Genomic DNA, 23,877 nt, shown 5'->3' on the forward strand with positions numbered 1-23,877 from the left:
TCAGTCCTGCTTGAGGCCGACTTTGGCACCGAGCTTGTACGCGACGGTGACGAGGACGACGAGGGTGAGCACCATGACGACGCCGAGCGCCGACAGGACGGTGAACTGCCCGTTTTCGTACTGTTCGAAGATGAGGATGGAGAGCACCTCGTTGCCGGGGCTGTAGAGCAGGATCGAGCTCGACAACTCGCGGAACGAGACCACGAGGATGTAGATCCAGCCCGCCAGCAGACCTGGCGACAGCAGCGGAAGCAGCACCCGGCGGAACGTCTGCCACCAGCTGGCACCGCTGACCTGGGCCGACTCCTCCAGCTCCGCGGAGATCTGCTGCATCGACGTGACCGCGTAGCGCATGCCGTAGGGCATGTAGCGGGTGCAGTAGGCGATGAGCAGGATGAACAGCGTCCCGTAGATCGGGATGGGGCTGCGCAGGTAGACGAACGAGAGCGCAAGTCCGAGGACGAGGCCGGGGATCACCAGCGGCACGAAGGCGAGCTGGTCGACGAGCTGCCGGCCGGGAATTCGCGACCGTACGACGATCCAGGCGCCGATGGCCATGGCGGCCATCACCAGGGTGGCCGAGCCCAGGCCGAGGTAGACGGAGTTCTTCAGCGCCGTCATCGCCTGGGAGAGGTGCAGCAGCTGGCGGTAGTTGTCCAGCGACATCGACTTGAACGCCGCGGCCGATGGCGGCTGGTAGAACTTGAGGAACGAGGTGTACAGGAGCACGAGCAGCGGCCCGACCACGGTGAAGAAGAAGTACGCGAGGATCGCGGCTCCCATCACCGGCCGCCACCGGCCGAGCTCCATCGGGCGGGGCCGGAATCCCTTACCGGTCACGGTCTGGAAGCTCTTCCCGGACCGGCCCGCGAGGTTGGAGATCGCCACCCCGATCATCGCGAGCACCAGCAGCCCGACCGCCAGCGCGCCGGCCGCCCCGAGGTCCGGCGGATACGTCCGCAGGACGAAGTAGATGCGGCTGGTGAAGACGTAGATGCCGTTCTGCAGACCGAGCAGCGCCGGCACCTCGAAGCTCTCCAGGCTGCGCACCGTCATGATGAGCACCGCGGCGATGATCGCCGGACGGGTCAGCGGCACGGTGATCCTGCGGAAGACCTGCAACCGGGTGGCCCCGCTCATCAGCGCCGACTCCTCCAGCGAGGGGTCCATGGCGCGGAACGCGGCCACCATCAGGAGGAACACGATCGGCGACAGGTGCAGGCCCTCGACCCAGATCATCCCCCAGACGGTGAAGACGTCGAGGACGATGCCGTGCCCGAAGATCGGCTCGATCACCTTGTTCAGGAGGCCGATGTCCGGGCTGGCCAGGAAGATCCAGGCGATGGTGTACAGAATGCCGGGAATGATCAACGGAATGATGGACGCGGCGAAGAACAACGCCTTGAACGGCACGTCCGTGCGGACGTTGAGGTAGGCCAGCGAGGTGCCGACGAAGAGGGCGAGGACGGCCGCCCCGATCGCGAACCACAGCGAGTTCGCGACCAGGCCGCCGATTCGCCCGTCGCCGTACGCGCGGGCGAAGCCGCCCAGGCTGAAGCCGTTGGCGTCGAAGAAGGTGCCCCAGAGCAGGTAGTAGAGGGGCACGAGAGCCAGATAGCCGATGACTCCGACGACTGCGACGATGATGAGCAGCTTCGGAGTTGGCCACCACCGGCGCACTCGTCGGATCTCCGGCTTCGTGGCCGGCAAGGCCGGTGATGCCGTGGTGGTCATGCCGTCACCCTTCCTGGAGCCTGTCTACCGGATCAGGCGGGCGGCGGCGCCGACTGCGCCGCCGCCCGCGATCAGCTACTTGTCCTTGACCTGCTCGCCGTTGGACACGACCTTCTCGTAGCGTTTGCTCCACTCGTCGCCGTGCTCGACCAGCGTCTTCACGTCCACCGGGACGATCTCCACGCCCTTGAGCGGGTCGTTGTCCTCGACGATGGCCGGCGTCAGTCCCTCGTCCACTAGGAGCTTCTGCCCCTCTTCGAGCAGCCAGTCAGCGAAGAGCATCGCGGCCGCCGGGTGCTGGGCGGTCTTCATCAGTCCGACGCCGTTGGGGCGGGCGATCACGGGCTGCACGAAGGGCAGGTAGTCGACCGGTGCGCCCTTCTTCTTCGCGCGCTCCACGATGTAGGAGTAGTTCGAGGCGACCACCGAGAACTGCCCGGCCGACAGGAGCTCGCCCTGGACGGTGTGCCCCTTGGCGATCTTCGCCCCCTGAGCCATCGCGGCGAAGAGTCGGTCGATCTCCTCATCGCTCTTGGACTGCTTCTTCCAGTAGCCGTAGAGCGTGAGGTACCAGTCGTAGTCGGCCAGCTCCATGGAGAGCTTGCCGTCCCACTTCGGGTCGGCGAGATCCTCCCACGTCTTGGGCTGCTGCTCGGCGGGGACGAGCTTGGTGTTCCAGCTCGGCGCGAAGAGGTTGAACCGGGTCGCGGTCCACCCCTCGAACCGTCCCGCCTCCGGCACGAGATCGCGCCGCTCGCCCTTGTACTCGGCGAGGAAGTGCTCCTTGTTCAACGCGAAGAGTTCGTTCGCGTTGGTCTCGACCACGTCGTTGCCCCGGAAGTTGGCGCCCTGCTCCTGCAGGATCCGCTGCAGCACCGTCTCCGATCCGGCCCGGTAGACGTTGACGTCGATGCCGAACTTGTCACTGAACTCCCCGGTCACGGCGTCGGCGACATCGCTGGTCATCGAGGTGTAGAGGTCGAGCTTGCCTTCCTTCTCCGCGAGCTCGACGAGCTTGTCCCGCCGCTGCTTGCCGGAGAGTCCGGCGATCTCGGCGTAGACCTTCTCCGCGGCCGTCGGCCCGTCGCTACCGCCGGCCTTCGGACCGCCCGCCGTGGGCGAGCCGCCGCAGCCACCGACGAGGGTGAGCGCGATGCCGGCCGCGAGCACGCACGCCAGTCTCCCCCGGCGCCAGAGTCCTATGGTTTTCATTTGATCTCCTGCCCAGCCTCGAGGATTTCGGCGTACAGGCTGTCCCACTTCTTGGCGTTGTCGAGCAGTTCCTGCTCGGGCACGGCGACGACCTTCAGGCCGGCCAGCGGGTCCTTGCCGGTGGGAATCGACCCGATGCGGAAGGCGTCCGCGAGGATCTTCTGCCCCTCGGTGAGCTCCCAGTCCGCGAAGAGCATCGCGGCAGCCGGGTTGGTGGCCGTCTTCATCAGCGCCACGCCGTTCGGGCGAACGAGGATCGGCTGGACCGGGACACCCGAGGCGGGGTGCCAGGTCACCGGCGCGCCCTTGTCGGCAGCCTTATCCACGGTGTGGCTGTAAGACGAGACCGTCACGCCGAACTGGCCGGCGGAGAGCAGTTCACCCTGGGTTGTGTGACCCTTGGCGACCTTGGAGTTGGCGGCGATCTTCGTGAAGAAGTCCTTGACCTCAGCCTCGGACTTGCCCTGGTCCTGGTAGTACTTGTACAGGCCGGCGAACCAGTCGACGTCGCCGACCTCCATCGAGACCTGACCCTTCCACTTCGGGTCGGCCAGCTCCTCGAAGGACTTCGGCTCCTGGCCGGGCTTGACCCGGTTCGTGTTCCAGCCGACGACGAAGACGTTGAACCGGGAGGCGGTCCAGCCCTCGGCCTGGCCCTCCTTGCGGACCTTGTCGCGCAGCTCGCCCTTGTAGGGGTAGAGCTTTCCCTCCTTGTTCAGGATGTTGAGTTCGCCGGCGTTGGTGTCGACGAAGTCGTTGCCGAGGTAGTTCGCCTGCTGCTCCTGCAGGATCCGCTGGAGGACCGATTCCGAGTTCCCCCGGTAGACGCTCACATCGATGTCGTACGCGTCCTCGAACCCCTCGACCAACTTGTCCATGTCGGTGTTGGAGGTGTAGATCGAGAGCTTGCCTTCCTTCTCGGCAAGCTCGACGAGGGTCTTGCGCCGCTCTTCCCCGGTGAGGCCGTTGATGCGGTCGTAGACCTCCTGCGCCTTCGCCGCGGTCTGCTTTGCCGCGTCGTTGCCGCGGGCGGACCCGTTGTCGGAGGCCGTGGGCGATCCGCCGCAGGCCGCAAGGAGGAGGGCGGCGGCCGTGATGGCCACCGATCTGACGATTACGTGGTGTCGCATCGCTGCTCTCCTGCGAGCTCTGTGGGCGGGGCGCCTGCCGGCCCAGCGACATGTGGATGTGTGGTTCCCCCGCGTGAAATCGATGTGTGCGCGCCGCGTTCTTCCTGGGCTCAGCCCCCGTGCCGCTTCTCGTTCGCGAGCACGCCGGGCAGGTAGTCGTCGCGCACTGTTGCCTCCTGTGTTCCGCGTCACGCTAGTCAATAGCACCAGGGGACTAAAGGTCTAATCTTTGATCCAAATGTTTACCGGAATGTTACGCGTCGGGCAAGGGGTGGAGCGGACCTCCTGCTAGCACCCGGGCGGCGCCCCCTACCGCGATCCCGCGCAGAACCTCGCGGGCCGTCTCGGCGATGGGAATGTCAGGTTGTATACAATGCGCCATGGCAGCCGTGTTGGCTAGGCCCTTCGCGTGCCAGGTCAGCCGCATCTGGTCCAGCTCGCGCAGCCTGCGCGAGTCGGTCGGCCATCGATGAGAGCTCGGCGCAGGACGGGGTACGGAGACCCCGAACCGGCGGGCGAGTTCCGGGGCCTCGGTTATCGCGCAGATCTACGCCCAGTGCACGAGATTGTTCGCCGTCTTGACGCCCTGGCCCGCGCCGAGCGGCCCGAGGTGGTGGATCACGCTGACGGCAACCGTTGTCTCCATGAGCCCCCCTCGTCGACATGTCGGTCTGGCGGGCGAGGCGGGACCGATCCGCTTTGTGAGGGGCGGCGCATTGCCCGGGAGCCCCGCCTCGGCTAGAACGTAATACCATTGGGCCAATCTCGGGGAGGGACCTCTTGCGTCGACTCGGCGGATTGCTGGTCCACCACCTGGTGGCGGCACGACAGCGCACGTTCCGCTCCTTGGCCGTACCCAACTACCGGCGGTTCTTCGTCGGGCACGCGGTGAGCGTCGCGGGCACCTGGATGCAACGGGTCGCGCAGGACTGGCTGGTGCTCGACCTGTCGCACTCCCCCGTCGCGCTGGGTGTCGCGAGCGCGCTGCAGTTCCTGCCGATGCTCCTCCTCGGCCTGTGGGGCGGCGTACTCGTCGACCGGATCGACCGGCGTCGGGCGATCATGGTCACCCAGGCGGTCAGCGCCCTGCTCGCCGCGGCGCTCGCGGCGCTCGTGCTGTCGCACGCGGTGACGCTCTGGATGGTCTACCTGCTCGCGCTGGGACTGGGTCTGGTCACCGTCATTGACGTGCCCGCGCGGCACGCGTTCATCACCGAGCTGGTCGAGCCCGAGAACTACGTGAACGCCCAGGCGCTCCACTCCACCGTCCACAACGCCGGGCGCCTTGTCGGCCCCGCCGTCGCCGGCCTCCTCATCGCCGGCGTCAACGTCGGGGCGGCCTTCGCGATCAACGCGCTGTCCTTCGCGGCCGTCCTGGTCGGCCTGGTACGGGTGAATCCCCGGCAACTCCATCGCCGGCCGCGCGCACTGCGGGAGAGCGGCCAGGCACGGCAGGGCCTGCGCTACGCCTGGCAGCACCCGGAGTTACGAGCCTGCATGCTGCTCGTCGCCGTGGTGGCCCTGCTGGGCCAGAATTTCCGCGTGGTGCTGCCGCTGCTCGCACGCGACACCTTCGGCGGCGGTCCCGAGGTCTACGGCTGGCTGACATCGGCGCTCGGGGCCGGCGCCGTACTCGGGGCGCTCGCCAGCGCCGCCCGCGCGAGCGTCACCGCCTGGTCGCTGCTCGTCTGGACGGGCGTCTTCGCGGCCGTCAACCTGATCGCCGCGCTCGCGCCGGGACTCGGCATCGCGTTGGTGGTGATGGTCGGCCTCGGCGTCGCGAACATCTGCGTCAACACCCTCGCCCGCACGTTGCTTCAGCTCGGCGCCGAAGCGACGATGCAGGGCCGGGTGATGGCCCTGCACGGCATCGTCTTCCTCGGCAGCACCCCGCTGGGCGGACCGATCATCGGATGGGTCTGCGAGCAGTGGGGGGCGCGGGCGGGTCTCCTGGTCGCCGGGATCTCCGCAGGACTCGCCGCGCTGGCGGTGCTGCCACAACTGCGCCGCGTCCGAGCGCCGGAGCCGGCCGAGGCGGAGCCCGCGACCACATCGTGACGTACCGCCTTCCTACTCCAACGCCAGCCCGGCCAGCCGCAGTCTGGCGATGTGATGACGCCACATGTTCAGGTCGTTGAACGATGAGCCGAGGTCCGGCAGCTCCGCGAGATCCTCCGCGGTGAGGTCGGCCGCCCGGTCGCCGAGCCGTGCCCGCTCGACGCTGACCCGGGCGAGTACGTCGACGGCCAACGCGCGCACGACGGCCTGCTCGACGGCGTGCGCTCCCGACCCGACGGTGGTGATCCCGTGACCCCGCATGAGGCACACGGTGGACGACCCCATCGTCTCGACGAGTTCGCGGCCGAGTTCGGGGCGGCGTACGAGACCAGCCCGCGGGTAGACCGGTATTCCGTCGACGGCGAGACGAGCAGCGGGGATGTGATAGGCGCCGAAGACGGGGCGCAGCGGCACCTCCTCCACCCCGGCCAGCAGCACCGCAGGCGGGTGGCAGTGCACGACCGCGTCGATCTCGGGCCGTGCCCGAAGCAGTTCGCCATGGATCGGCAGCTCGTTGGGGACCACCCAGCCCGCCGGAAGGTCACCGCTCCCATCGAGGTCCACCAAGTGCACGTCCCGGTGGAGGGTGAACAGCAGACCCTCTTCCTGCGGTCCCCGGCACCGCACGAGCATCCGGTCGTGGCCCACCCGCACGCTGACATGGCCGAGGATGTCCTCCACCAGGCCGGAGTTCGCGAGGATGCGGCATGCCAGGGCGACGGTCCGGCGCGGGTCGGCGAGTTCGGCGGGCATGGTCACAGGGTTCCATTCGGCCGGATGCTGACGTCGACCCGCGGCATCACCGCCGGACGGGGAGCGCCACGGACCCACCACAGTGGCTGAGCGCGGCCCGGACCGCAAGAGGCACTCCTCCGGGTCGGCAACCCTTTCCTCGCCGCCGGAGTACCCGTCGGCGGCTTAGGGTAGTATGGTCATACCATTCGCAGGACGCGAGATGCAGCCGAGAGGAACGCGAAAGTGCCCAAGGTCATCTTTGTCGCCCTCGACGGTTCGCGGCGCACGATCGACGCAGCGGTCGGGGACTCGGTCATGGCGACCGCCGTAAGGAACGGTGTCCCCGGCATCATCGGGGAGTGCGGGGGCAACCTGTCCTGCGCCACGTGCCACGTCTACGTGGACGAGGATTTCGCGGCACTCGTCGGCCCGGCGAACGACCTCGAGGACGACATGCTGGACCTCGGCGTGTCGGACCGCCGGAGCACGAGCCGCCTGTCCTGCCAGATCAAACTCACCGAGGCCCTGGACGGGATCACCGTCGAGGTGCCGGAAGACCAGCCGTGAACGGCGGGGTACTGATCGTCGGCGCGAGCCAGGCCGGTGTCCAGCTGGCCGCCTCCCTGCGGGACTACGGTCACGACGCAGCGATCACCCTCGTGGGTGCCGAGTCGCACCCCCCGTACGAGCGTCCTCCGCTGTCCAAGGCGTTCCTCGCCGGGACCGCGGACATCGCCACCCTCCCACTGCGCACCGGGTCGTTCTATGCCGAGCAGCGGATCACGGTGCTGGCCGCGGAGCGGGTCACCCGGCTCCACCTCTCCCCCTCCGGCCCACCCGGTTCCGGGACCGCGCTGACCGATCGCGGTCGCACACTGATGTTCGATCGGCTCGCCCTGACCGTGGGCGCCCGCCCCCGACGCCTCCACGTGCCCGGCGTCGGCCTCGACGGCGTCTGCTACCTACGCGGTGTCGACGATGCCGCCCAGATCCGGACCCACCTGGCGGCGGCGCGCGACGTCGTGGTCGTTGGCGGCGGCTTCATCGGCCTCGAAGTGGCCGCGGTCGCCAGATCGGAAGGCGCAAACGTCACCGTGGTGGAGGCAGCTGACCGGTTGATCGCCCGCTCCGTGGCGCCGGAGATCTCGGAGTTCTACCGACGGGCGCACATCCGGCGCGGGACGCGGATCCGCCTCGGCGCCGGCGTCGCCGCGATTGAGGGCGAGCACGGTCGGGTTACCGGCGTCCGGCTCGTCGACGGCGAGCTGCTCCCCGCCGGTCTGGTCGTCGTCGGCGTCGGCGTCGTCCCCCGCACCGAACTCGCCGAACAGCTCGGCCTCCGGTGCGACGGCGGGATCGTGGTCGACGAGTACGCCCGTACCAGTGAGTGCGCCGTCGTCGCGGCGGGCGACTGCACCGCGGCGCCCGACCCGCTGACGGGCGAGGGGCGGATGCGTCTGGAGTCCGTGCCCAATGCCGTTGCCCAGGCACGGGCGGCAGCGGCAACGCTGGTCGGCAGGCAGCAGCCCTACACCGACGTGCCATGGTTCTGGTCGGACCAGTACGACCTCAAACTGCAGATCGCCGGTGTGCCGATCGGCTACGACCAGCTCGTGGTGCGCGGCGATCCCGACGGCGAGAGCTTCTCGGTCCTGTACTACCGCGGGGGAAGACTGCTGGCCATCAACGCCGTCAACAACACCCGCGACTACCTGACGGTGCGCAAGGCTCTCGCCAGCGGCATGTCGATTCCAGCGGAAGGTGCGGCGGCCTCCGACGTGCCCCTCAAGGAGCTGCTCCTGAGGCCTGCGGCCTGACGCCCCGCCGGCGGCGGGCGGCACCGGCCCTCAGACCACCGCCGACGCGGTCGACTCCGGGGCGAACAACTCGTCGTCGGCCACGATCACGTCACCGGGCCGCACCAGCTGACCGGCGCAGACGAGCGGCACGTTGACGCTCCCGAGTGTTTCCTTGATCGTTCCGGTCGCCGACACGCACCGCGACCAGGCCGGGAAGGTGATTCGGGTCAGCTCCGCCACGTCCCGGCATCCGGCATCGATAACCCCCACCAGCGCTGTGGTCTTATGGTCTAACAGTTATGCTACGGTCGCCTCAGAATAGGGGTACGGGCACGTTCCGGCAGCCCGGCGAACACGAGGGAGCTGAGCAGGACGATGGCGCCGCTGCATCTCACGACCGTGACCCGGACCCAGGGGAACAACCAGGCCCTGAAGGACGCCGGTGTCACACCCCAGGGCTTCAGCCTCGACTTCCGGGAGGTCCCCGTCCTCGTCCAGGCGTTCCGTCGGATGGTGCGCGAGCTGGAGTTCGACGTCTGCGAGATGGCGTTCACGACCTACCTCTGCGCCAGGGCCCACGGCAAGCGCTTCACCGCTCTGCCCATCTTCCTGGTGCGCGGTTTCCACCATGGCGCCATCGTGCACCACCCCACCGCCGGCGTCCGGACCCCGGCCGACCTGCAGGGCCGCCGGGTGGGCGTCAACCGGGGCTACACCGTCACGACGGGAGTGTGGGCCCGGGGCATCCTCTCCGACGAGTACGGCGTCGACCTGGAAAAGGTGACGTGGGTGCCCTCCGGCGACGAGCACGTCGCGGAGTACCGACGGCCGGCCAATGTGGTCGCGATGCGGCCGGGGGAAGACCTACAGACGTCGGTGACAACGGGCGAGCTGGCGGCCGCGGTCGGCGTCGAGGCGAGCGGCCCACTGGTCCCGCTGATCCCCGACGCCGAGGAGGCGGCCTTCGCGGCGCTACGCCAGCGCGGGCTGTACCCCATCAACCACCTCGTGGTCGTCAAGGACGAGTTGCTCGAGGCGCATCCCGCGCTGGCGAACGCGCTGTTCGAGGCGTTCGCCGAGGCCAAGCGGCGCTACGTCGAGAAGCTGCGCGCGGACGCGATCGAAGCTCCGACCCCGACCGACCGGATGTACCAGCGGGTCATGGAGCTCACCGGCGAGGATCCCCTCCCGTACGGCATCGCCCCGAACCGGCCGATGATAGAACAACTCATCTCACACGCCGTACGCCAGCGGATTCTCGACCGCCCGCCCGCCGTGACGGACCTGTTCCCGCAGAGCACGCACCAGCTGACCGCTTGAGGAGTTAGACCATGCGGATCGTCATCGGAGCGGATCACAACGGCGTCGCCATGAAGGCTCAGCTGATCCGGTGGCTGACGGCCGAGGGTCACGAGGTAGACGACCGCGGGGCGCACGACACCGAGCTCGTGGACTACCCGCCGCTCTGCGCCGACATCGGCCGGCAGGTCGTGGAAGCTCGCGCCGAGCGAGGCATCGTGATCGGCGGCACCGGCGGCGGAGAAGCGATCGCGTGCAACAAGATCCGGGGCATTCGCGCCGGCCTGTGCCACTCCGTGTTCCTCGCCGAGATCTCGAGCGCGCACAACAAGACCAACGTCCTCGTGCTCGGTGCCAAGGTGGTCGGTCCGGAGGAGGCGGCGGAGATCACTTCGACCTGGCTCGCCACCCCCTTCAAGGGAGACCGGCACCAGCACCGCCTGGACCAGATCGCGGCGCTGGAGCGTGGCGAGTCACTTGGTTGACCTACACCCCGTCGACAAACCGCATCACGCTGGCCGGCGCCGTCTGCTCGGTCTGCTCGCCGACCGGGACGTCCCAGTACTCCGCGCGCGGCAGGCACTCCTCCAGCTGGCAGGCCGGGGCTGGTGGCGAGCACGTGGTTGGTGGCGTCGAGGAGCTGCCGTTGGAGCGGATGTCCGCTTCGCCGTCCCACAACTCGTCAAGGATCTGGTAGCGGATCAGGCACTGCCCGGCGCGGGTGAGCAGCAGAGCGGGGATGTCGAACTCCCGCGCGGACAGGTCGATCTCCGTCTCGCCGCGGAACACCCCTCGCCAGCGAACAAGCCCCATGATCGGCTGGGTCGCCGAGACGTTTTCGGCCCGCACCGCAATCGGGATGGGCGCAGCGGCTTCGGCCGCTCCGCGCTCGGACCTGGGCCTACCTGCGCCGCACCCACATCCTATGGAAGGCGCACGGCACAGCCAGATCAGTCCCGTCCGTGCGTGAAGGCCAGTGACTTGATCGTGATCGGGACGTTTCCGGAGATCGGCCGGACCCGGCCGAGATCGACGTGGTCGAACTCCCGCAGCTGGATGCCGTCGAGCACCACGAGCGCAGCCTCCACGCCGAGCTCCTCGGTGAGGATCCGCCCCAGCGTCATCGCGACGTCGCCGTCGAGCATGAGGTAGACCGTGCGCCCGGCGGCAGCCCGGTCGCCCAGCCCGGCGACGAGCCCGCGGGCGAGCGCCGCGACCCGCGGGTAGCGTGGCGCTCCGGCCCCCCACGTCACGGCGAGCACCGCCTCCTGGTCGGGCCCGATGTCGCGCCCCGCGAACGCCCCCCGTACGCCGTCGGCGACCGCGACCTCGTCAACCTCGTCTCCCACGGCGTCGTCGAGATGCGCCACCGGCAGGTCGCGCCGCGGCAGGCTGGCCTCCGGGTCGCTCAGATGGCCGGTGATGCCACTGAGCTGCACGGTGTGCTCGGAGGCGCCCACGACGGTCGCGCGGATGGCCTCCTCGCCGGCCAGCAGCGGCCCGGGCAGGCTGCCCTCGGAGAAGCGGCGTCGGAGGCCGTCGGCCAGGGCGGGCCCGAGGTCGCCGTACGACTGGGTTTCGCGGCCGTGGAGGTAGGCGGAGACCCCTCCGGACACGACGACGCCGTCGACAGCGTCGGGCAGCGGTAGGAGGTCGGTGAGGTAGAGATCGGGCTTGCCAGCGATTGCATCCGCGACCGCCTTGGCCATGACCTCGCCGACGTGGACCAGCTCGGCCGGCGACACCGCGCCGCCGAGTTCCCAGGTGAAGCCCGCGGCGGCCGCGTGCCGCGCGCCGCCCGGCTCGAGCCGCACCAGCACGCCGTCGTCGACGACCGCGAGCCGCCCGCCGACCAGGAACGCTGCGGTGCCCACCACGCGCCCCCGCTCGACGAGGGTCAGCTTGGTGGTGCCGCCGCCGATGTCGACGTTGAGCAGCACGCTCGCCTCGTCGTGCGAGCGGCGCACCGTGCCGGAGCCGTAGGCGGCCAGCAGCGCCTCCATGTGATGGCCGGCCGTCGCGCAGACCAACTGCCCAGCCCGCTGCGCGACGACCTTGCCGATCAGCTCGGCGTTGGCGCGCCGCAGCGCCTCGCCGGTGAGGATGACCGCCCCGGTGTCGATGTCGTCCGCGGTCCAGCCGGAGCTGGCGTACGCCTCGTCGAGCATCGTGCCGAGCGCGACGGCGTCGATCAGGTTGCCGTCGGCGTACGGCGTCAACCGGGTCCCGCCGTCGTGGACCAGCTCGCGCCGGACCACGATGTAGCGGCTGGTCAGGTCGGCCGCGTGGCGACGGAGGTGGAGCCGGGAGAACGCGATCTGGGTGGTCGCCGACCCGATGTCGACGCCGACACTGTGCAGGACGACGTTGTCCTGCACCCACATCACGTTGGAGTCGGGCTCACCGTCGTGATGGTCGTGGTCGTCGTCCCGGTCGTGGTGCCCGTGCCCTACCCATATGCTCACTGTCGGCTCACGGCTTGGGCGGCAGGTCGGCCAGTTCGGCCTCGTAGGCGGCGTCCATCTGCGGCACGAGACCGTTCCCGGCGAGCGCCTTGGCGAAGGTCTCCCGCACCAGCGGGTGCTCGTCGGCGTAGTCGATCTGATCACCACCGACGCGCTGGCTGATCCAGGCCTTCGGGACACCCTGGGCGTTGCGGACCGAGACCACCTCGTGCTTGAAGGCGAGGTAGCGAGCCGGCTCGGTGCCGGTGTTGAAGTGCTGGTGGAACCACATGTTCGGCGGCACGATCATGCTGCCCGCCTTCCAGTCGTAGCGCTTGGGCTCCTCGCCCTCGGGCCACATGAGGCTGAAGCCCTCGCCGGACAGGATGATGACGTGGGCGCCCGGACCGTGCCGGTGGCCCTTCTTGTACGTCGCCGTCGGGAACTGCGAGATGTGGCTGTTCATCGAGCCGCGCGCCATGGAGAAGCGGATGTGGCCGCCGCCGGCGCCGCGCTCCTTGGCCGCGATGAGCGGCAGGTTGACCGCGTCCGCGACGAAGTTGGTCTTCAGCAGCAAGCCGTCGACCTCCTCCTTGTCCGCGAAGTAGTCGGGCTCACCGGCGAACCGATTCGGAAAGTCGTGCGCGGTGTTGAAGACGAAGTCGACGTCGTCGTAGAGGTTGAGGACCGGCGGCATGTTGGTCGAGGAGACGAACCGGGCCGCCTCCGTGCCCGAGCCGTTGAAGTGCTGGTGCCAGGTGTTGAGCGGGATCGCGAAGAGGGAACCCGGGCCCCACTCGAAGGTGACCTTCTGGCCGGCGTCGTTCCACACCGAGGTGGAGCCGTGGCCGGACAGCACGAGGATCATCTCCTCGAACAGCTGGCGCTGCGGGTTGAGCTCCCCGCCGCCCGGGATCTCGCACACGTAGCAGTCGTTGGAGGTCCGCGAGGCCTCGTGGTTGATGAACACGCCCCGACCGCCGCGGCGCGCCCACGGCTTCAGCTCGACGGTGTTCAGGTCGTAGACGTAGTGCGCGGCGATGATGTCGAGGCCCTCGTCGCGCACCCAGCGCACGTAAGGTGAGTCCTTCTCGGTCTTGAACTTCTTGGCGAGCTCGTCGGAGACGAGTGCGTCCTTGGCCACGGGTTTCCTCCAGTTCAACTGGTTAAAGGTATGACCGCTCCGGGTGAGGCCAACCGCAGGCGAGTGTCAGGTCCGAGCGCTGAGGAGCGATCCGACGATCTCAGCGCGTCGCCGGGCCGCGCTCCGCCGAAGGTCCGCCGCGTACGATACGGCCCCGCGCTTGGACCAAGCCGTCGCGGACCACTCCATGCTCGCCCGGCGGGTGGCCCGCACGGCACGGTCGACGTCCTCGGCGGTCGCATCGGGCAGCTCGCCGATGATCTCCTCGGTCGCGGGACTCTCGGACGGCAGCACCGCACCGTCCGGCGCCATCACGAGTTCGCCGTCGATCAGCATGCCCGCTGGGGCCTGGTCACGTTCTCGGCCTGGACCACAGCAAGATCACCCTTTCTGGGGAAGAGAGCTCGCTCCCCCGGTTTCGTACGACGTCCGCGAATCGCGCTTCAGCGACTGGCGCGACCCCGGGTGGCGCCCCCACAGGAACGTACCACAAAAATAGACTATTGGTCTAACCAATCATCGAATCAAATCTCAAGACTCCGCCCGTGTCGGACGTCGGCTGTGACCCCTCGCCGGGTCGCAGCCGCGTCGCGACCGGAGAGCGCTCTCGACCCCGAGTCACTCACCGCCGCTAACCTTCTTGAGACCGTTCGAATTGTCGAGCCGCCGCAAATTTCCGCCCGAAAGACACGCGTTCACCCAGCTCCTCCGCCGCCTTCACGCAGAGTCTGCCTTCGACGTAAGGCGTAATGGTCTAACCAAAGGGGAACGATGGAACGGGTCGGCACGCTGGTCATCGGAGCGAGCCAGGCCGGCCTGCAGCTGGCGACAAGCCTGCGCGACCTCGGGGCCACCGGAGGCATCACACTGATCGGGCGCGAGTCGCGGGCGCCGTACCAGCGTCCGCCGCTGTCGAAGGCCTACCTCCAGGGCAAGCTGCCGGAGGACGGACTAGTGCTGCGGGGGCCTGACTTCTACCGCGACCACGACATCGACCTGGTCTGCGGCGAGTGGGTTGACGCGATCCGCCTGACCGACCCGCAAAAGGGCGCCGGCGTGGCGACGACGCGCAGCGGCCGCACGCTCGGCTTCGACCGGCTCGCGCTCACCGTCGGCGGCGCGCCGCGGCGGATGCAGGTGCCGGGTCGGACCTCGCGGGCATCCACTACCTGCGCGACGTTGACGACGCCGCCGCCCTGCGCACGGAACTCGGGGCCGCCGGCAACGTCGTGGTCGTCGGGGGCGGCTTCGTCGGCCTGGAGGCCGCTGCGGCCGCGACGGCGGCCGGCAAGCACGTCACCGTCGTCGAGACCGCGGAACGGCTGATGCCGCGCGCCGTGGCACCGGAGATGTCCGAGTTCTACGCCGCCGCACACCGCCGTCGCGGCACGAAGGTGCTCCTCGACACGGCGGTCGCGGGCTTCGGTGGCGACGGCCGCGTGGACAGCGTCGAGCTCTGCGACGGACGCTTGCTGCCCGCCGACGTCGTCGTGGTCGGCATCGGCCTCGTGCCGCACACCGAGCTCGCCGAGTCGCTCGGCCTGGAGTGCGTCGGCGGCATCGTCGTCGACGAGCTCGCCCGCACGAGCGTCCCCAGCATCGCCGCCGCCGGCGACTGCACGGTCACCGCCCACCCCGAGCACGGCGCGCTGCGCCTGGAGTCAGTGCAGAACGCGATCGCGCAGGCGAAGGTCGCCGCCGCGACGCTGCTCGACGTCGAGCCGCCGAGCACCGGGGTCCCGTGGTTCTGGCCCGATCAGGCCGACCTCAGGCTGCAGATGGCGGGCATCAACACCGGCTACGACCAGGTCGTCCTACGCGGCGAGCCGGCGAGCGAGCAGTTCTCGGCGCTCTACTACCGCGACGGCCGGCTACTCTCGATCGACGCGGTCAACGCGCCCCACGACTACATTGCGGTCCGCAAGCTGCTCGACACCGGCTGCAGCATCCTGGCGGACGCCGCGGCCGACACCAGCGTCGCCCTCCGGGAGTTCGTCCGCGCCTCCTGAGCGGGGAGCGGGCGGGGTCAGCCGAAGTCGGCGAGGCCCTGCCGCTCCAGCAGCGCAACGTGGTGCCGCCACAGCGCGGCGACGTTGAACGACGGCCCGAGGTCGGGCAGGTCGTCCAGGGCGACGTCGCGCGGGGTCGCACCGAGCCGCACCAGCTCGACGCTGACGGAGAGCAGCTCGTCGAGGGCCAGCGCCTGCGCGACCACCGATAGCACGTCGGCCCGGACCGTGACGATGCCGTGACCCGCAGGACGCACACCGAGGCATCCACAGGGTGCCGGCCAGGACCCAGCCGGCCCCGGCCGAGCGGACCAGCCCCGCATGCGGGGGGGGGAAGGGGTTCCGGCAACCGGGAGACGGTTAGGCCGGGATGTCGTAGGCGCCGAAGACCGGCTTGACGGGCACCTCGGCCAGCCCGGCGAGCAGCGCCGACCGAGGATGCGCGTGCAGGCGCAGCTCGTCCATCAGATGACGAAGCTCTCGAGCGTCTCCGGCGCGAACAGCTCCTCCGGGGTGAGCAGCCGCGGCGAGAGCCCTTGCGCGTGGTGGTAGCGCAGGAACGCCTCGAGCACGTGCCGGTTGGCGTCCAGACCGTAGGACCAGAAGTCGTCGCCGAGCAGCGCCCGGTCGGCCTCGGCGTGCTGGACCAGCCACGGCGACAGGAACCGCAGCGCCGAGGAGTCCGAGAGGCCGGCGTAGGCCAGGTCGCGGGCGGCGACGAACGACTTGTGGAGCGCCTGTGCGACCCACCGGTTCGCCTCGTAGACCTCCCGGCGCAACACGACAACATGCATGATCGGGAAGATCCTGGTCGCCTCGAAGTAGGCTCGCTCGGCGCGGACCACGTCGGGGAAGAGCCGGGTCACCCCCGCCCCGAAGGTCGACGGCACCCGCGGGGTGTAGAGCGCGTCGATCTCGCCGGCACCGAGCATCTGCGACAGCGTCCGGTCGGACGGAATCGCGGAGACGTCGTACGGCACGGAGACGGCGCCCTTCTCGATCCGACCCGGCGACTCCTGGCCACCGGTCACGTATCGGACGGAGGAGGCCGGCAGGCCGTGGTGCTCCTCGAGGATCCCGCGGACCCAGACGCACGCGGTGAGCTGGAACTCGGGCACGCCGACGACGCCGCCCTTGAGCTCCTCGACCGAGGTGATCCCCTCGCGGACGTAGACCGAGGAGTGCCGGAACATCCGCGAGGTGAACACCGGCAGCGCCACGAACGGGCGGTCCTCCCGCGCCAGCGAGGCCGCGTACGTCGACAACGACATCTCGGCGACGTCGAACTCGCGATGCCGGAGCATGCGGAAGAACGTCTCCTCGACCGGAAGCCGGAGGTAGGTGAGGTCGATGCCGTCGGGCCGGACGTCGCCCTCGAGCAGGGCACGCGTGCGGTCGTAGTCACCGCATGCGAGCGTGAGCGGGAGGCGTCGCATCATGCGCGTACTCCGATGCGGGCGGCCAGCCGCGGGTAGACCCTCAGGGCGTTGTCGGTGAGGACCTTGCCGAGTGCCTCCTCCGGCAGGCCGGCGGCGCGCACGTAGGTGAGAGTGTCGTCCCAGGCGACGCCCGTGTCCGGGTCGGCGCCGCGGACGGCGCCGAGCATCTCGGAGGCGAAGAGGACGTTGTCCGCCGGCAGCACGTCGAGCAGCAGGTCAACGCCGGGCTGATGGTAGACGCAGGTGTCGAAGAATACGTTCGATAGCAGCTCGGCGGGGTCCTGCCAGCCGTTGCGCATCGCCAGACCCCGGTAGCGTCCCCAGTGGTAGGGCACCGCTCCCCCGCCGTGCGGAATCACGAAGCGCAGCCCCGGGAAGCGCTGGAACAGATCCGATTGCAGCAGCTGCACGAAGACGCTGGTGTCGGCGTTGAGGTAGTGTGCGCCGAGGGTGTGGAAATTCGGGTTGCACGCCGTCGAGACGTGCACCATGGCCGGGACGTCGAGCTCCTCGAGCACCTCGTAGACCGGGAACCACGACTCGTCCGTCATCGGCTTGCCCGCCCAGGTGCCCGACGGGTCGGGGTTTAGGTTGGCGCCGACGAAGCCGAGCTCGCCGACGGTGCGGCGCAGCTCGGCGACGACGCCGGCGAGGTTGCCCTCGGGCGTCTGCGGCAGCTGAGCGACCGGTGCGAAGTGCTCGGGGAAGAGCTCGCTCACGCGGTGGACGAGGTCGTTGGAGGCCCGCGCCCAGGCGTCAGCGGTCGCGGCGTCGGGGACGTGATGCTCCATGCCGGAGGCCTTGGGCGAGAAGACCATCAGGTCGCCGCCGCGCTCCCGCAGGATGCGCAGCTGGTTGCCCTCGACGCTCTCGCGCAGCTGGTCGTCGGAGACCGGCGCCAGCGTGGCGCAACCGCCCGCCAGCTGGGCGTCGCGAAACTCCTGCAGCGCCGGGGGCGCGGTCGTGTAGTGGCCGTGCACGTCGATGATCACGCCTCCGCCTCCTTCACGTGGCCCTCGTAGTCGACGTACCGCAGGCCCTTGCGCACGAGCCGCTCGCGCATCGAGCTGACGTCGAGGCTGAGCTCGCCGGCGGCGTACCGGGCCCGCGAGACCGCCTCCTTCTCCTCGCGCACCTTCGACGCGGCGAGCACCTCGGCCGCCTCCTCACGGCGTACGACGACCACACCGTCGTCGTCGGCGACGATGACGTCGCCCGGGTTGATCACGCGCCCGGCGCACACGACCGGGAGGTTGACGTCGCCGAGCGTCTCCTTCACCGTCCCCTCCGCCGAGACGCATTTCGACCAGACCGGGAAGCCCATGTGGGTCAGCTCGGCGACGTCGCGGCAGCCGGCGTCGATGACCAGCCCGCGCACGCCGCGGGTAGCGAGGGCGGTGGCGAGCAGCTCGCCGAAGTAGCCGGCGTCGGACGGCGACGTGGGGGCGACGACGAGGACATCGCCGCGCTGGCACTGCTCGACGGCGACGTGGAGCATCCAGTTGTCGCAGGGCGCGACCGACACGGTCACGGCCGTGCCCGCGACCCGGGCGCCTGCGTAGATCGGGCTCATGTAGGAGGCAAGCAGGCCGGTGCGGCCCTGCGCCTCGTGAATGGTGGCGACGCCGTACTCGGCGAGGCCCTCGACGACGGCGCGGTCGGCGCGCGGCGGGTTGGTGACGACGAGGCCGGCCATCAGGCACCCGCTCCCAGGGCAGCGACCTGCTCGCGGGTCATCCCCGGCAGGAGCGAGATGTGGATGACGTCCCCGACGCCCTCGCCGCCGAGCGTGCGGATGGCCAAGTCAACGTCCTCCAGCGCGAACCGGTGCGTCGCCAGCTTCTCGAGCGGGAAGCGTCCGGACGCGAGCTGCTCGAGGGCGAGCTCGCACGCCTCGTAGGAGTGCCCGCGAGCGCTCTTGATCGTGATCGCCTTCTCGGTGATCTTCTTGACCGGGAAGTCGGGGAAGGCCGCCAGCTCGCCCTGGATGAGTAGCACGCCCTCGCGGCGCTTGAGGGCGTCGACGCCGAGCAGCACCGGGCCGACCCCGGCCCGGGAGGTGCAGTCGAGGACGAAGTCGACGCCGCGGCCGCCGGTGATCTCCATGACCCGCTCGAGCGGGTCCTCCTGGAGGATGTCGATGACGTGGTCGGCGCCCAGTTCCCGGGCGAGCTCGAGGCGCGCCTTGTCGCGGGCGGTGCCGGTGACGATGATCTGCGAGGCGCCGGCCTGCTTGCAGGCGACGACCTGGGAGAGGCCCTGCTGACCGGGGCCTTGGATGAGGACGGTGTCGGAATAGCCGACGCCCGCGGCGCGCAGCGCCCACTCGATGCCGTTCGAGAGCGGGGTCACGAGGCCGGCGAGCTCGGCGGTGACGCCCTCGGGGACCTTGTGCACCACGGCGTTCCAGGGCAGGAACATGTACTCGGAGAAGCCGCCCCAGAGCGTCCCGTCGTTCGTCGCCGGTGTGTATCCGTAGCGCCGGGCGTCGGAGTTGGTGCGCCAGTCGGTCGCCTCGCAGTGGCGGAACTCGCCGATCCGGCACCACTCGCAGTGGTAGCAGCCGACGTAGTGCTCGACGAAGACGCGGTCGCCGTCCCTCACCCCGTGCAGCCGGGTGAACCCCGGCCCGGCGTGCTCGATGATCCCGACGTTCTCGTGGCCCATGATCACAGGCCCGCCGATCACGGGGTTGTCGTACAGCTTCACGTCGGTCCCGCAGATCCCAGCGACCTCGACGCGCAGCAGCGCCTCGTCGTCGCCCACGGCGGGGAGCGGGAACTCGCGGATCTCTGTCGTCCGCGGCGCGGTCCGCACCGCCGCGCGCACCAGGTCGGGCATCGGCACTCCATCACAACAGATTGGCAGAATGGTCTGACCAACATATCATCGACGGGTGGGATCGGTCACGAACCTCTCTGCGGCCCACCTCCGCCCACGCTTCCCGCCGTCCCCGCCGTCCCAGAGGGAGCGTCATGCGAGAGCTGGCCGACCCTCACCAGCCCCCAGGGCGCCAACCGCGCGCTGATAGACGGGGAGGCGACACCGGCGGGCTACACGCTCTCGTGCGCTGACGAGCCGGTCCTGATTAAGGGCTTCCGCAAGATGGTCCGCGACCTCGAGTACGACGTCGCCGAGATGGCCCTCAAGACGTACCTGACCGCCAGGGAGCACGGGGTCGCGTTCACCGCGCTGCCGGTCTTCCTCGTCCGCAACTTCCACCACGCTGCGACGCAGGTGCTGCGGGACCGGCCGATCGCGACCCCGAAGGACCTCGCCGGCGTGAGCAGGATGTCGGCCCAGCCGGCGAACCGGTCGGCGGCGTTCCACGCCCTCTCGCCGTGGCGGACGAGGATGAGCATCAGTGTCTCGCGAGGAAGTCCAGCACGCGCTGCTGCGACGCCTCGGGGGTCTGCTCCGCGACCGGGACGTCCCAGTAGTCGTTGTCGGGCAGGCACTCCTGCAGGTAGCGCGCGGCGGAGCGAGTGTGGGAGGTGTCGTCGCCGGGCACGATCAGCGCCGGCACGTCGAGCACCTGAAGATCCTCCGGCTCTGGGCCGGGCACGGTGTCGCGGTCGAAGAGCAGCCGGGAGGTGCCGCTGACGATAGTCGCGTAGCGCGCGGGGTCCGCCTCGGCGTAGGCCTTCGCGAACTCGTCGTCGCTGCGCAGCACCGCCGCCCACGGGCCGACCCGCGGGTCCTTGCTGAACCCGGCTCCGGTCGACCGGGCCAGCTCGACGACCGCGGCCAAGCCGTGCTCGGCGACGAACCCCAGGTGCTGGGTGAACCGGCGGTGCTGGGCAGCGCGATAGGTGACGCCGCCGGCCGGCGAGACGAGCACCATGCTGCGGACCCGCTCCGGCTGTGCGACAGCGATCAGCGCCGCCGTCGAGCAGCCGACGCAGCCGCCCATCGTGTGGGTCTGCTCAACGCCGAGGTGGTCGAGCAGGGCGATCGCCTGGGCGACGTACTTGTCCCACGAGAGGCGCTCGAGCCGCCCACCGGAGCGCCCGGACTCGCGGCGGTCGAAGACGATGCAGGTGTAGTGCGGCGAGAGCGCGTCGATGAACCCCAGGTCGCGGTAGCGGCCGAAGGAGGTCCAGTTCTCGAGGCTCGAGTCGAAGCCGCCGGGACTGAACATCAGCAGCGTTGGGCCCTGGCCGACCGTCTCGTAGCGCGTGCGGATGCCGTCGAGCTCGACGATGGGCATGACGCCTCCTACTGCTTCGGAACGGGGATGCCGCCGCGGATCTGACGGCCCTCACGGATGTCGGTGATGCACTCAGTCAGCGCGTCGTACGCGACCCGCGCGACGTTGGCGTAAGTGTCCGGCTCCTCGTCGAGCCACTTCGCCGAGTATCCGATCGCAGCCGTGGACATCCTGATCCGGCCGTCGAGCCATGGGCCGCCGCCGAAGCCACCGAGGACGGGGATCGACACGGCCTGTACGACGGCCGGGCCGACCACCGGCCCCGAGTTGGTGAAGTTGAGGGCGACCGCACCGGCCGCCTCGAGCCGCTTGGCCTCAGCGACAAGCTCTCCGAGCATCTCGTCGGGGACCTGGACGGTGTGCGCCGCAACGTACTCCACGCCGTACTTGAGCGCCGTCTGCGGCGTGATGCCGAACTGCGCGAAGACCGGGATCCCGGCCCGGGTGACCGCCTCGACCGCCTCGGGGAAGTCAGCGGCGCCGTCGAGCTTGACCAGGTCGACGCCGGCCTCCTTGACCAGCCGGATTGCGGCAGGCACCGCGTCACCGGACTGCAGCGGCCCGTACGGGAAGTCGCAGCTCAGGAGTGCATCCTTGACCCCGCGGCGGACCGCCTTGGCGACCACCAGCAGCTCGTCGAAGGTGATCTCGAGCGGGTGCGGCTGGCCCCACAGGTTGACTCCGACCGTGTCGCCGACGGAGATGATGTCGGCGCCGGCCCGGTCGGCGATCCTGGCCATCTGGTAGTCCCAGGCGACGATGCAGACGCTCTTCTCGCCGGCCGCCTTCATTGCCTGCAGCAGGGGGACGGTCATCCCGCTCATGCGCGCGTCGCCCTCAGCAGCTCGGTGAGGTCGTCCTCCTCGGCCGGAACCAGGAGGATCCGGGCGTGCGGCCGCAGGTGAAACAGCGCTTCGCTGGTAAGTGCTCCCGGCGCGACCACGAGGCCGGCGGTCATGATGCCGCGGACCTTGCAGGCCGCGCCGATGGTGCCGACCGCCTCGACGTTGGCGCCGTCGACGGAGACCATCACGACGGTGTTGCTGTCCTCCAGCGCGTCGGCCAGCGGCACGGACTCACCCGTCATGGCGACCAGGGTGTGGCCCGGGTCGACGACGGAGTAGAACCGGGCCTGGCCCCACTCCAGCTCGGAGGCTCGACGGACGATCCGCTCCGCCTCCGCGCCGAGGGCGACCACCCGCGTGTTGCGGGCCGCCGCCAAGGGATAGTCGATGCGGAAGGCCGCCTCCCTGGCGGTGGTCGCCTCGGAGCACGCACTGACGCCTGCCGGGATCGACAGCTGCTGGTCGGTCATCGACGCGCCTGCCTCAGACGGTGGTCTGCGGGACGCCCGGCTTGGCGATCATCGCCTCGCCGATGCCCTCGACGAACGACTGGTCGGCCGGGAGCACGATGGCGACCGAGCGGACCTTCTGGTCCTGCGCGCGGTTGCCGACCGGCTCGGTGCCCTCCTCGGACAGCGCGAGCGCAGCCTTGCGGAGCTTCTGGCGGGCCTTGATGATGCCGGCGTCGGTGGCGACGAGGCGCTCCTTCGTCCGGTCGACGATCGGGCCCATCGACTCCTGCAGGGAGGAGTCCTGGAGCGCGATGCCCTCGATGCCGGAGTAGGTTTCACCGCGGCGCTGCGCCTCGCGGTCCATCAGGTAGTCGTTGTCCTTGTTGGCGAGCGGACGGTACGCCGCGTCGTTCGCGCTGTGGACGCCCTTGCCGGCCCGCATCGCCGCGACCTCGGTCTCGGTGAGCGGACGGGTGGGGTGGTAGTCGAAGCTGTAGGCCCAGCAGTTCTCGTCATCGATCGGCACCCAGAAGTGGCCGTGCACCGGGTGGTCGCCGCGCGGCGGCACCATCGTGAAATTCGGCAGCACCCACGGCGTCACGCGCCAGTAGTAGTACCCCTCCTCCGCGTTGCGGCGGGCGCCGATGAGCAGGCCACCCTCGTAGTCGACGACCTCGAAGAACGGCTTGAGGTCACCCTTGTTGTACTGGTTGCCCTTCGAGCCCTTGAACAACGGGTCGCGGTCGAGGCTGCCGGAGTGCAGGAACGTGACGTGGCTGGAGTCGATGCCGCCCTCGAGCGCCTGCAGCCAGTTGCACTCCTGCAGGCGCTTCGACGTGAACGCCTGGCCCTCGGGGACGGTGTAGGCCTCCCACTCCGGCAGCGGCGGCTGCTTCTCCGGGTCGCCCAGGTAGGTCCACAGCACGTCGCCGAGCTTCACCAGCGGGTAGGACTTGAGCTTGACGTTGGCGCAGAAGTTGCTGGTCTCCGGCTCGCTCGGAACCTCGATCGCCTGGCCGGTGTAGTCGTACTTCCAGCCGTGGTAAGGGCAGCGCAGCCCGCCCTCCTCGTTGCGGCCGAACCAGAGCGAGACGCCACGGTGCGCGCAGAACTCGTCCATGAGGCCGTAGTTGCCGTTGCTGTCGCGGATGGCGATCAGGCGCTCCGAGAGGATCTTCACGCGCACCGGCGGACAGTCGTTGGACGGTAGCTCCTCGGCCAGCAGCACGGGCTGCCAATAGCGGCGGAAGAGCTCACCCATCGGCGTGCCGGGGCCGGTACGCGTCAGCAGCTCGTTGATCTCGGCGCGGAGCATCTCGTTCCTTCCAGGACCTGTCTGAGGGCTATCAAACCGATGGGCGGGATGA

At 69.6% G+C, this 23,877-nt stretch carries 25 protein-coding genes and 1 pseudogene; 7 read left to right on the forward strand and 19 right to left on the reverse strand.

The genetic code is table 11. From position 1 onward, the window contains the following. The 3 genes from AB0F68_RS23860 to AB0F68_RS23870 all read right to left on the reverse strand — a co-directional run bounded on the left by AB0F68_RS23860 (nucleotide 1) and on the right by AB0F68_RS23870 (nucleotide 4,076). Nucleotides 1-1,734: an iron ABC transporter permease gene (locus AB0F68_RS23860; protein ID WP_357341841.1), complete on the reverse strand. Its 1,734-nt coding sequence runs from the start codon at nucleotides 1,732-1,734 to the stop codon at nucleotides 1-3. Between the two features lie 75 nt (nucleotides 1,735-1,809). Continuing rightward, nucleotides 1,810-2,946 carry an extracellular solute-binding protein gene (locus tag AB0F68_RS23865; RefSeq protein ID WP_357341843.1) on the reverse strand — a complete coding sequence of 379 codons (1,137 nt, stop codon included), beginning with the start codon at nucleotides 2,944-2,946 and terminating at the stop codon, nucleotides 1,810-1,812. Beyond that, on the reverse strand, nucleotides 2,943-4,076 hold the full coding sequence (locus AB0F68_RS23870) for an ABC transporter substrate-binding protein (RefSeq protein WP_357341845.1): 1,134 nt from the start codon (nucleotides 4,074-4,076) through the stop codon (nucleotides 2,943-2,945). Before AB0F68_RS23870 ends, AB0F68_RS23865 begins: the two co-directional genes overlap by 4 nt. Before the next feature lie 780 nt (nucleotides 4,077-4,856). Between AB0F68_RS23870 and AB0F68_RS23875 the strand changes: the two genes are divergently transcribed. Continuing rightward, on the forward strand, nucleotides 4,857-6,134 hold the full coding sequence (locus tag AB0F68_RS23875) for an MFS transporter (protein ID WP_357341847.1): 1,278 nt from the start codon (nucleotides 4,857-4,859) through the stop codon (nucleotides 6,132-6,134). Nucleotides 6,135-6,146: 12 nt separating this feature from the next. On the opposite strand, the gene AB0F68_RS23880 is transcribed toward AB0F68_RS23875, so the two are convergent. Next, entirely contained in the window at nucleotides 6,147-6,887 is a 741-nt protein-coding gene (locus AB0F68_RS23880; protein WP_357341848.1) for a class II aldolase/adducin family protein, read from the reverse strand. Between the two features lie 225 nt (nucleotides 6,888-7,112). Here AB0F68_RS23880 and AB0F68_RS23885 point away from each other — a divergent pair, with 225 nt between their 5' ends. Together AB0F68_RS23885 and AB0F68_RS23890 are read left to right on the forward strand one after the other, a co-directional pair. After that, nucleotides 7,113-7,436 (forward strand): 2Fe-2S iron-sulfur cluster-binding protein, encoded by a 324-nt coding sequence (locus tag AB0F68_RS23885; RefSeq protein WP_322440922.1) that lies wholly within the window; start codon nucleotides 7,113-7,115, stop codon nucleotides 7,434-7,436. Continuing rightward, nucleotides 7,433-8,686 (forward strand): FAD-dependent oxidoreductase, encoded by a 1,254-nt coding sequence (locus AB0F68_RS23890; protein ID WP_357341851.1) that lies wholly within the window; start codon nucleotides 7,433-7,435, stop codon nucleotides 8,684-8,686. Before AB0F68_RS23885 ends, AB0F68_RS23890 begins: the two co-directional genes overlap by 4 nt. Before the next feature lie 30 nt (nucleotides 8,687-8,716). On the opposite strand, the gene AB0F68_RS23895 is transcribed toward AB0F68_RS23890, so the two are convergent. After that, nucleotides 8,717-8,938: a hypothetical protein gene (locus AB0F68_RS23895; protein WP_357341853.1), complete on the reverse strand. Its 222-nt coding sequence runs from the start codon at nucleotides 8,936-8,938 to the stop codon at nucleotides 8,717-8,719. 105 nt (nucleotides 8,939-9,043) lie between these two features. Here AB0F68_RS23895 and AB0F68_RS23900 point away from each other — a divergent pair, with 105 nt between their 5' ends. Then, nucleotides 9,044-9,988 (forward strand): ABC transporter substrate-binding protein, encoded by a 945-nt coding sequence (locus AB0F68_RS23900; RefSeq protein ID WP_357341855.1) that lies wholly within the window; start codon nucleotides 9,044-9,046, stop codon nucleotides 9,986-9,988. 11 nt (nucleotides 9,989-9,999) lie between these two features. After that, on the forward strand, nucleotides 10,000-10,452 hold the full coding sequence (locus AB0F68_RS23905) for an RpiB/LacA/LacB family sugar-phosphate isomerase (RefSeq protein ID WP_357341857.1): 453 nt from the start codon (nucleotides 10,000-10,002) through the stop codon (nucleotides 10,450-10,452). A 1-nt stretch (nucleotide 10,453) separates the two neighbouring features. Here the strand turns inward: AB0F68_RS23905 and AB0F68_RS23910 are convergent, their stop codons facing one another. The 4 genes from AB0F68_RS23910 to AB0F68_RS23925 form a co-directional block, all read right to left on the reverse strand. Then, on the reverse strand, nucleotides 10,454-10,780 hold the full coding sequence (locus tag AB0F68_RS23910; protein ID WP_357341861.1) for a winged helix-turn-helix domain-containing protein: 327 nt from the start codon (nucleotides 10,778-10,780) through the stop codon (nucleotides 10,454-10,456). Nucleotides 10,781-10,917: 137 nt separating this feature from the next. Next, nucleotides 10,918-12,432 carry an ethanolamine ammonia-lyase reactivating factor EutA gene (locus AB0F68_RS23915; protein WP_357341864.1) on the reverse strand — a complete coding sequence of 505 codons (1,515 nt, stop codon included), beginning with the start codon at nucleotides 12,430-12,432 and terminating at the stop codon, nucleotides 10,918-10,920. A gap of 7 nt (nucleotides 12,433-12,439) precedes the next feature. Then, nucleotides 12,440-13,555: a hypothetical protein gene (locus tag AB0F68_RS23920; RefSeq protein WP_357341866.1), complete on the reverse strand. Its 1,116-nt coding sequence runs from the start codon at nucleotides 13,553-13,555 to the stop codon at nucleotides 12,440-12,442. Nucleotides 13,556-13,621: 66 nt separating this feature from the next. Beyond that, nucleotides 13,622-13,891, reverse strand: a complete 270-nt coding sequence (locus tag AB0F68_RS23925) for an aldehyde dehydrogenase family protein (RefSeq protein WP_357341868.1) — start codon at nucleotides 13,889-13,891, stop codon at nucleotides 13,622-13,624. 435 nt (nucleotides 13,892-14,326) lie between these two features. On the opposite strand from AB0F68_RS23925, the pseudogene AB0F68_RS23930 reads away from it, so the two are divergent. Together AB0F68_RS23930 and AB0F68_RS23935 are read left to right on the forward strand one after the other, a co-directional pair. Further along, nucleotides 14,327-15,183, forward strand: a pseudogene (locus tag AB0F68_RS23930) (NAD(P)/FAD-dependent oxidoreductase); the annotation flags it as partial. A 36-nt stretch (nucleotides 15,184-15,219) separates the two neighbouring features. Then, a complete protein-coding gene (locus tag AB0F68_RS23935) occupies nucleotides 15,220-15,564 on the forward strand; it encodes an oxidoreductase C-terminal domain-containing protein (RefSeq protein WP_357341985.1) in 345 nt (114 codons plus the stop codon). A 17-nt stretch (nucleotides 15,565-15,581) separates the two neighbouring features. Here the strand turns inward: AB0F68_RS23935 and AB0F68_RS23940 are convergent, their stop codons facing one another. The 10 genes from AB0F68_RS23940 to AB0F68_RS23985 form a co-directional block, all read right to left on the reverse strand. Further along, the gene (locus tag AB0F68_RS23940) at nucleotides 15,582-15,821 is read right to left on the reverse strand and encodes a hypothetical protein (protein WP_357341875.1); all 240 of its coding nucleotides are present in this window, start codon (nucleotides 15,819-15,821) and stop codon (nucleotides 15,582-15,584) included. Nucleotides 15,822-16,028: 207 nt separating this feature from the next. Then, a complete protein-coding gene (locus AB0F68_RS23945; RefSeq protein WP_357341877.1) occupies nucleotides 16,029-17,003 on the reverse strand; it encodes an ABC transporter substrate-binding protein in 975 nt (324 codons plus the stop codon). After that, nucleotides 17,000-17,995, reverse strand: a complete 996-nt coding sequence (locus AB0F68_RS23950) for an amidohydrolase family protein (RefSeq protein WP_357341879.1) — start codon at nucleotides 17,993-17,995, stop codon at nucleotides 17,000-17,002. Before AB0F68_RS23950 ends, AB0F68_RS23945 begins: the two co-directional genes overlap by 4 nt. Beyond that, a complete protein-coding gene (locus tag AB0F68_RS23955) occupies nucleotides 17,992-18,699 on the reverse strand; it encodes a 4-carboxy-4-hydroxy-2-oxoadipate aldolase/oxaloacetate decarboxylase (protein ID WP_357341881.1) in 708 nt (235 codons plus the stop codon). The genes AB0F68_RS23950 and AB0F68_RS23955 overlap by 4 nt, the downstream gene beginning before the upstream one ends. Further along, nucleotides 18,699-19,844: an alcohol dehydrogenase catalytic domain-containing protein gene (locus tag AB0F68_RS23960; protein WP_357341883.1), complete on the reverse strand. Its 1,146-nt coding sequence runs from the start codon at nucleotides 19,842-19,844 to the stop codon at nucleotides 18,699-18,701. Before AB0F68_RS23960 ends, AB0F68_RS23955 begins: the two co-directional genes overlap by 1 nt. Nucleotides 19,845-20,056: 212 nt before the next feature. Then, complete coding sequence (locus AB0F68_RS23965; protein ID WP_357341885.1) at nucleotides 20,057-20,365, reverse strand: histidine phosphatase family protein; 309 nt, start codon at nucleotides 20,363-20,365, stop codon at nucleotides 20,057-20,059. After that, entirely contained in the window at nucleotides 20,365-21,213 is an 849-nt protein-coding gene (locus AB0F68_RS23970; RefSeq protein ID WP_357341887.1) for an alpha/beta hydrolase, read from the reverse strand. The genes AB0F68_RS23965 and AB0F68_RS23970 overlap by 1 nt, the downstream gene beginning before the upstream one ends. An 8-nt stretch (nucleotides 21,214-21,221) precedes the next feature. Next, nucleotides 21,222-22,028, reverse strand: coding sequence for a 3-methyl-2-oxobutanoate hydroxymethyltransferase (locus AB0F68_RS23975; protein WP_322440904.1), 807 nt, complete (start codon nucleotides 22,026-22,028; stop codon nucleotides 21,222-21,224). Between the two features lie 5 nt (nucleotides 22,029-22,033). Continuing rightward, complete coding sequence (locus AB0F68_RS23980) at nucleotides 22,034-22,528, reverse strand: hypothetical protein (RefSeq protein ID WP_357341890.1); 495 nt, start codon at nucleotides 22,526-22,528, stop codon at nucleotides 22,034-22,036. Between the two features lie 13 nt (nucleotides 22,529-22,541). Then, nucleotides 22,542-23,825, reverse strand: a complete 1,284-nt coding sequence (locus AB0F68_RS23985; protein WP_322440902.1) for an aromatic ring-hydroxylating dioxygenase subunit alpha — start codon at nucleotides 23,823-23,825, stop codon at nucleotides 22,542-22,544. Nucleotides 23,826-23,877 lie beyond the last annotated feature (52 nt).

The sequence above is a fragment of the Micromonospora sp. NPDC023966 genome (assembly GCF_040639095.1).
Lineage (GTDB): Bacteria > Actinomycetota > Actinomycetes > Mycobacteriales > Micromonosporaceae > Micromonospora.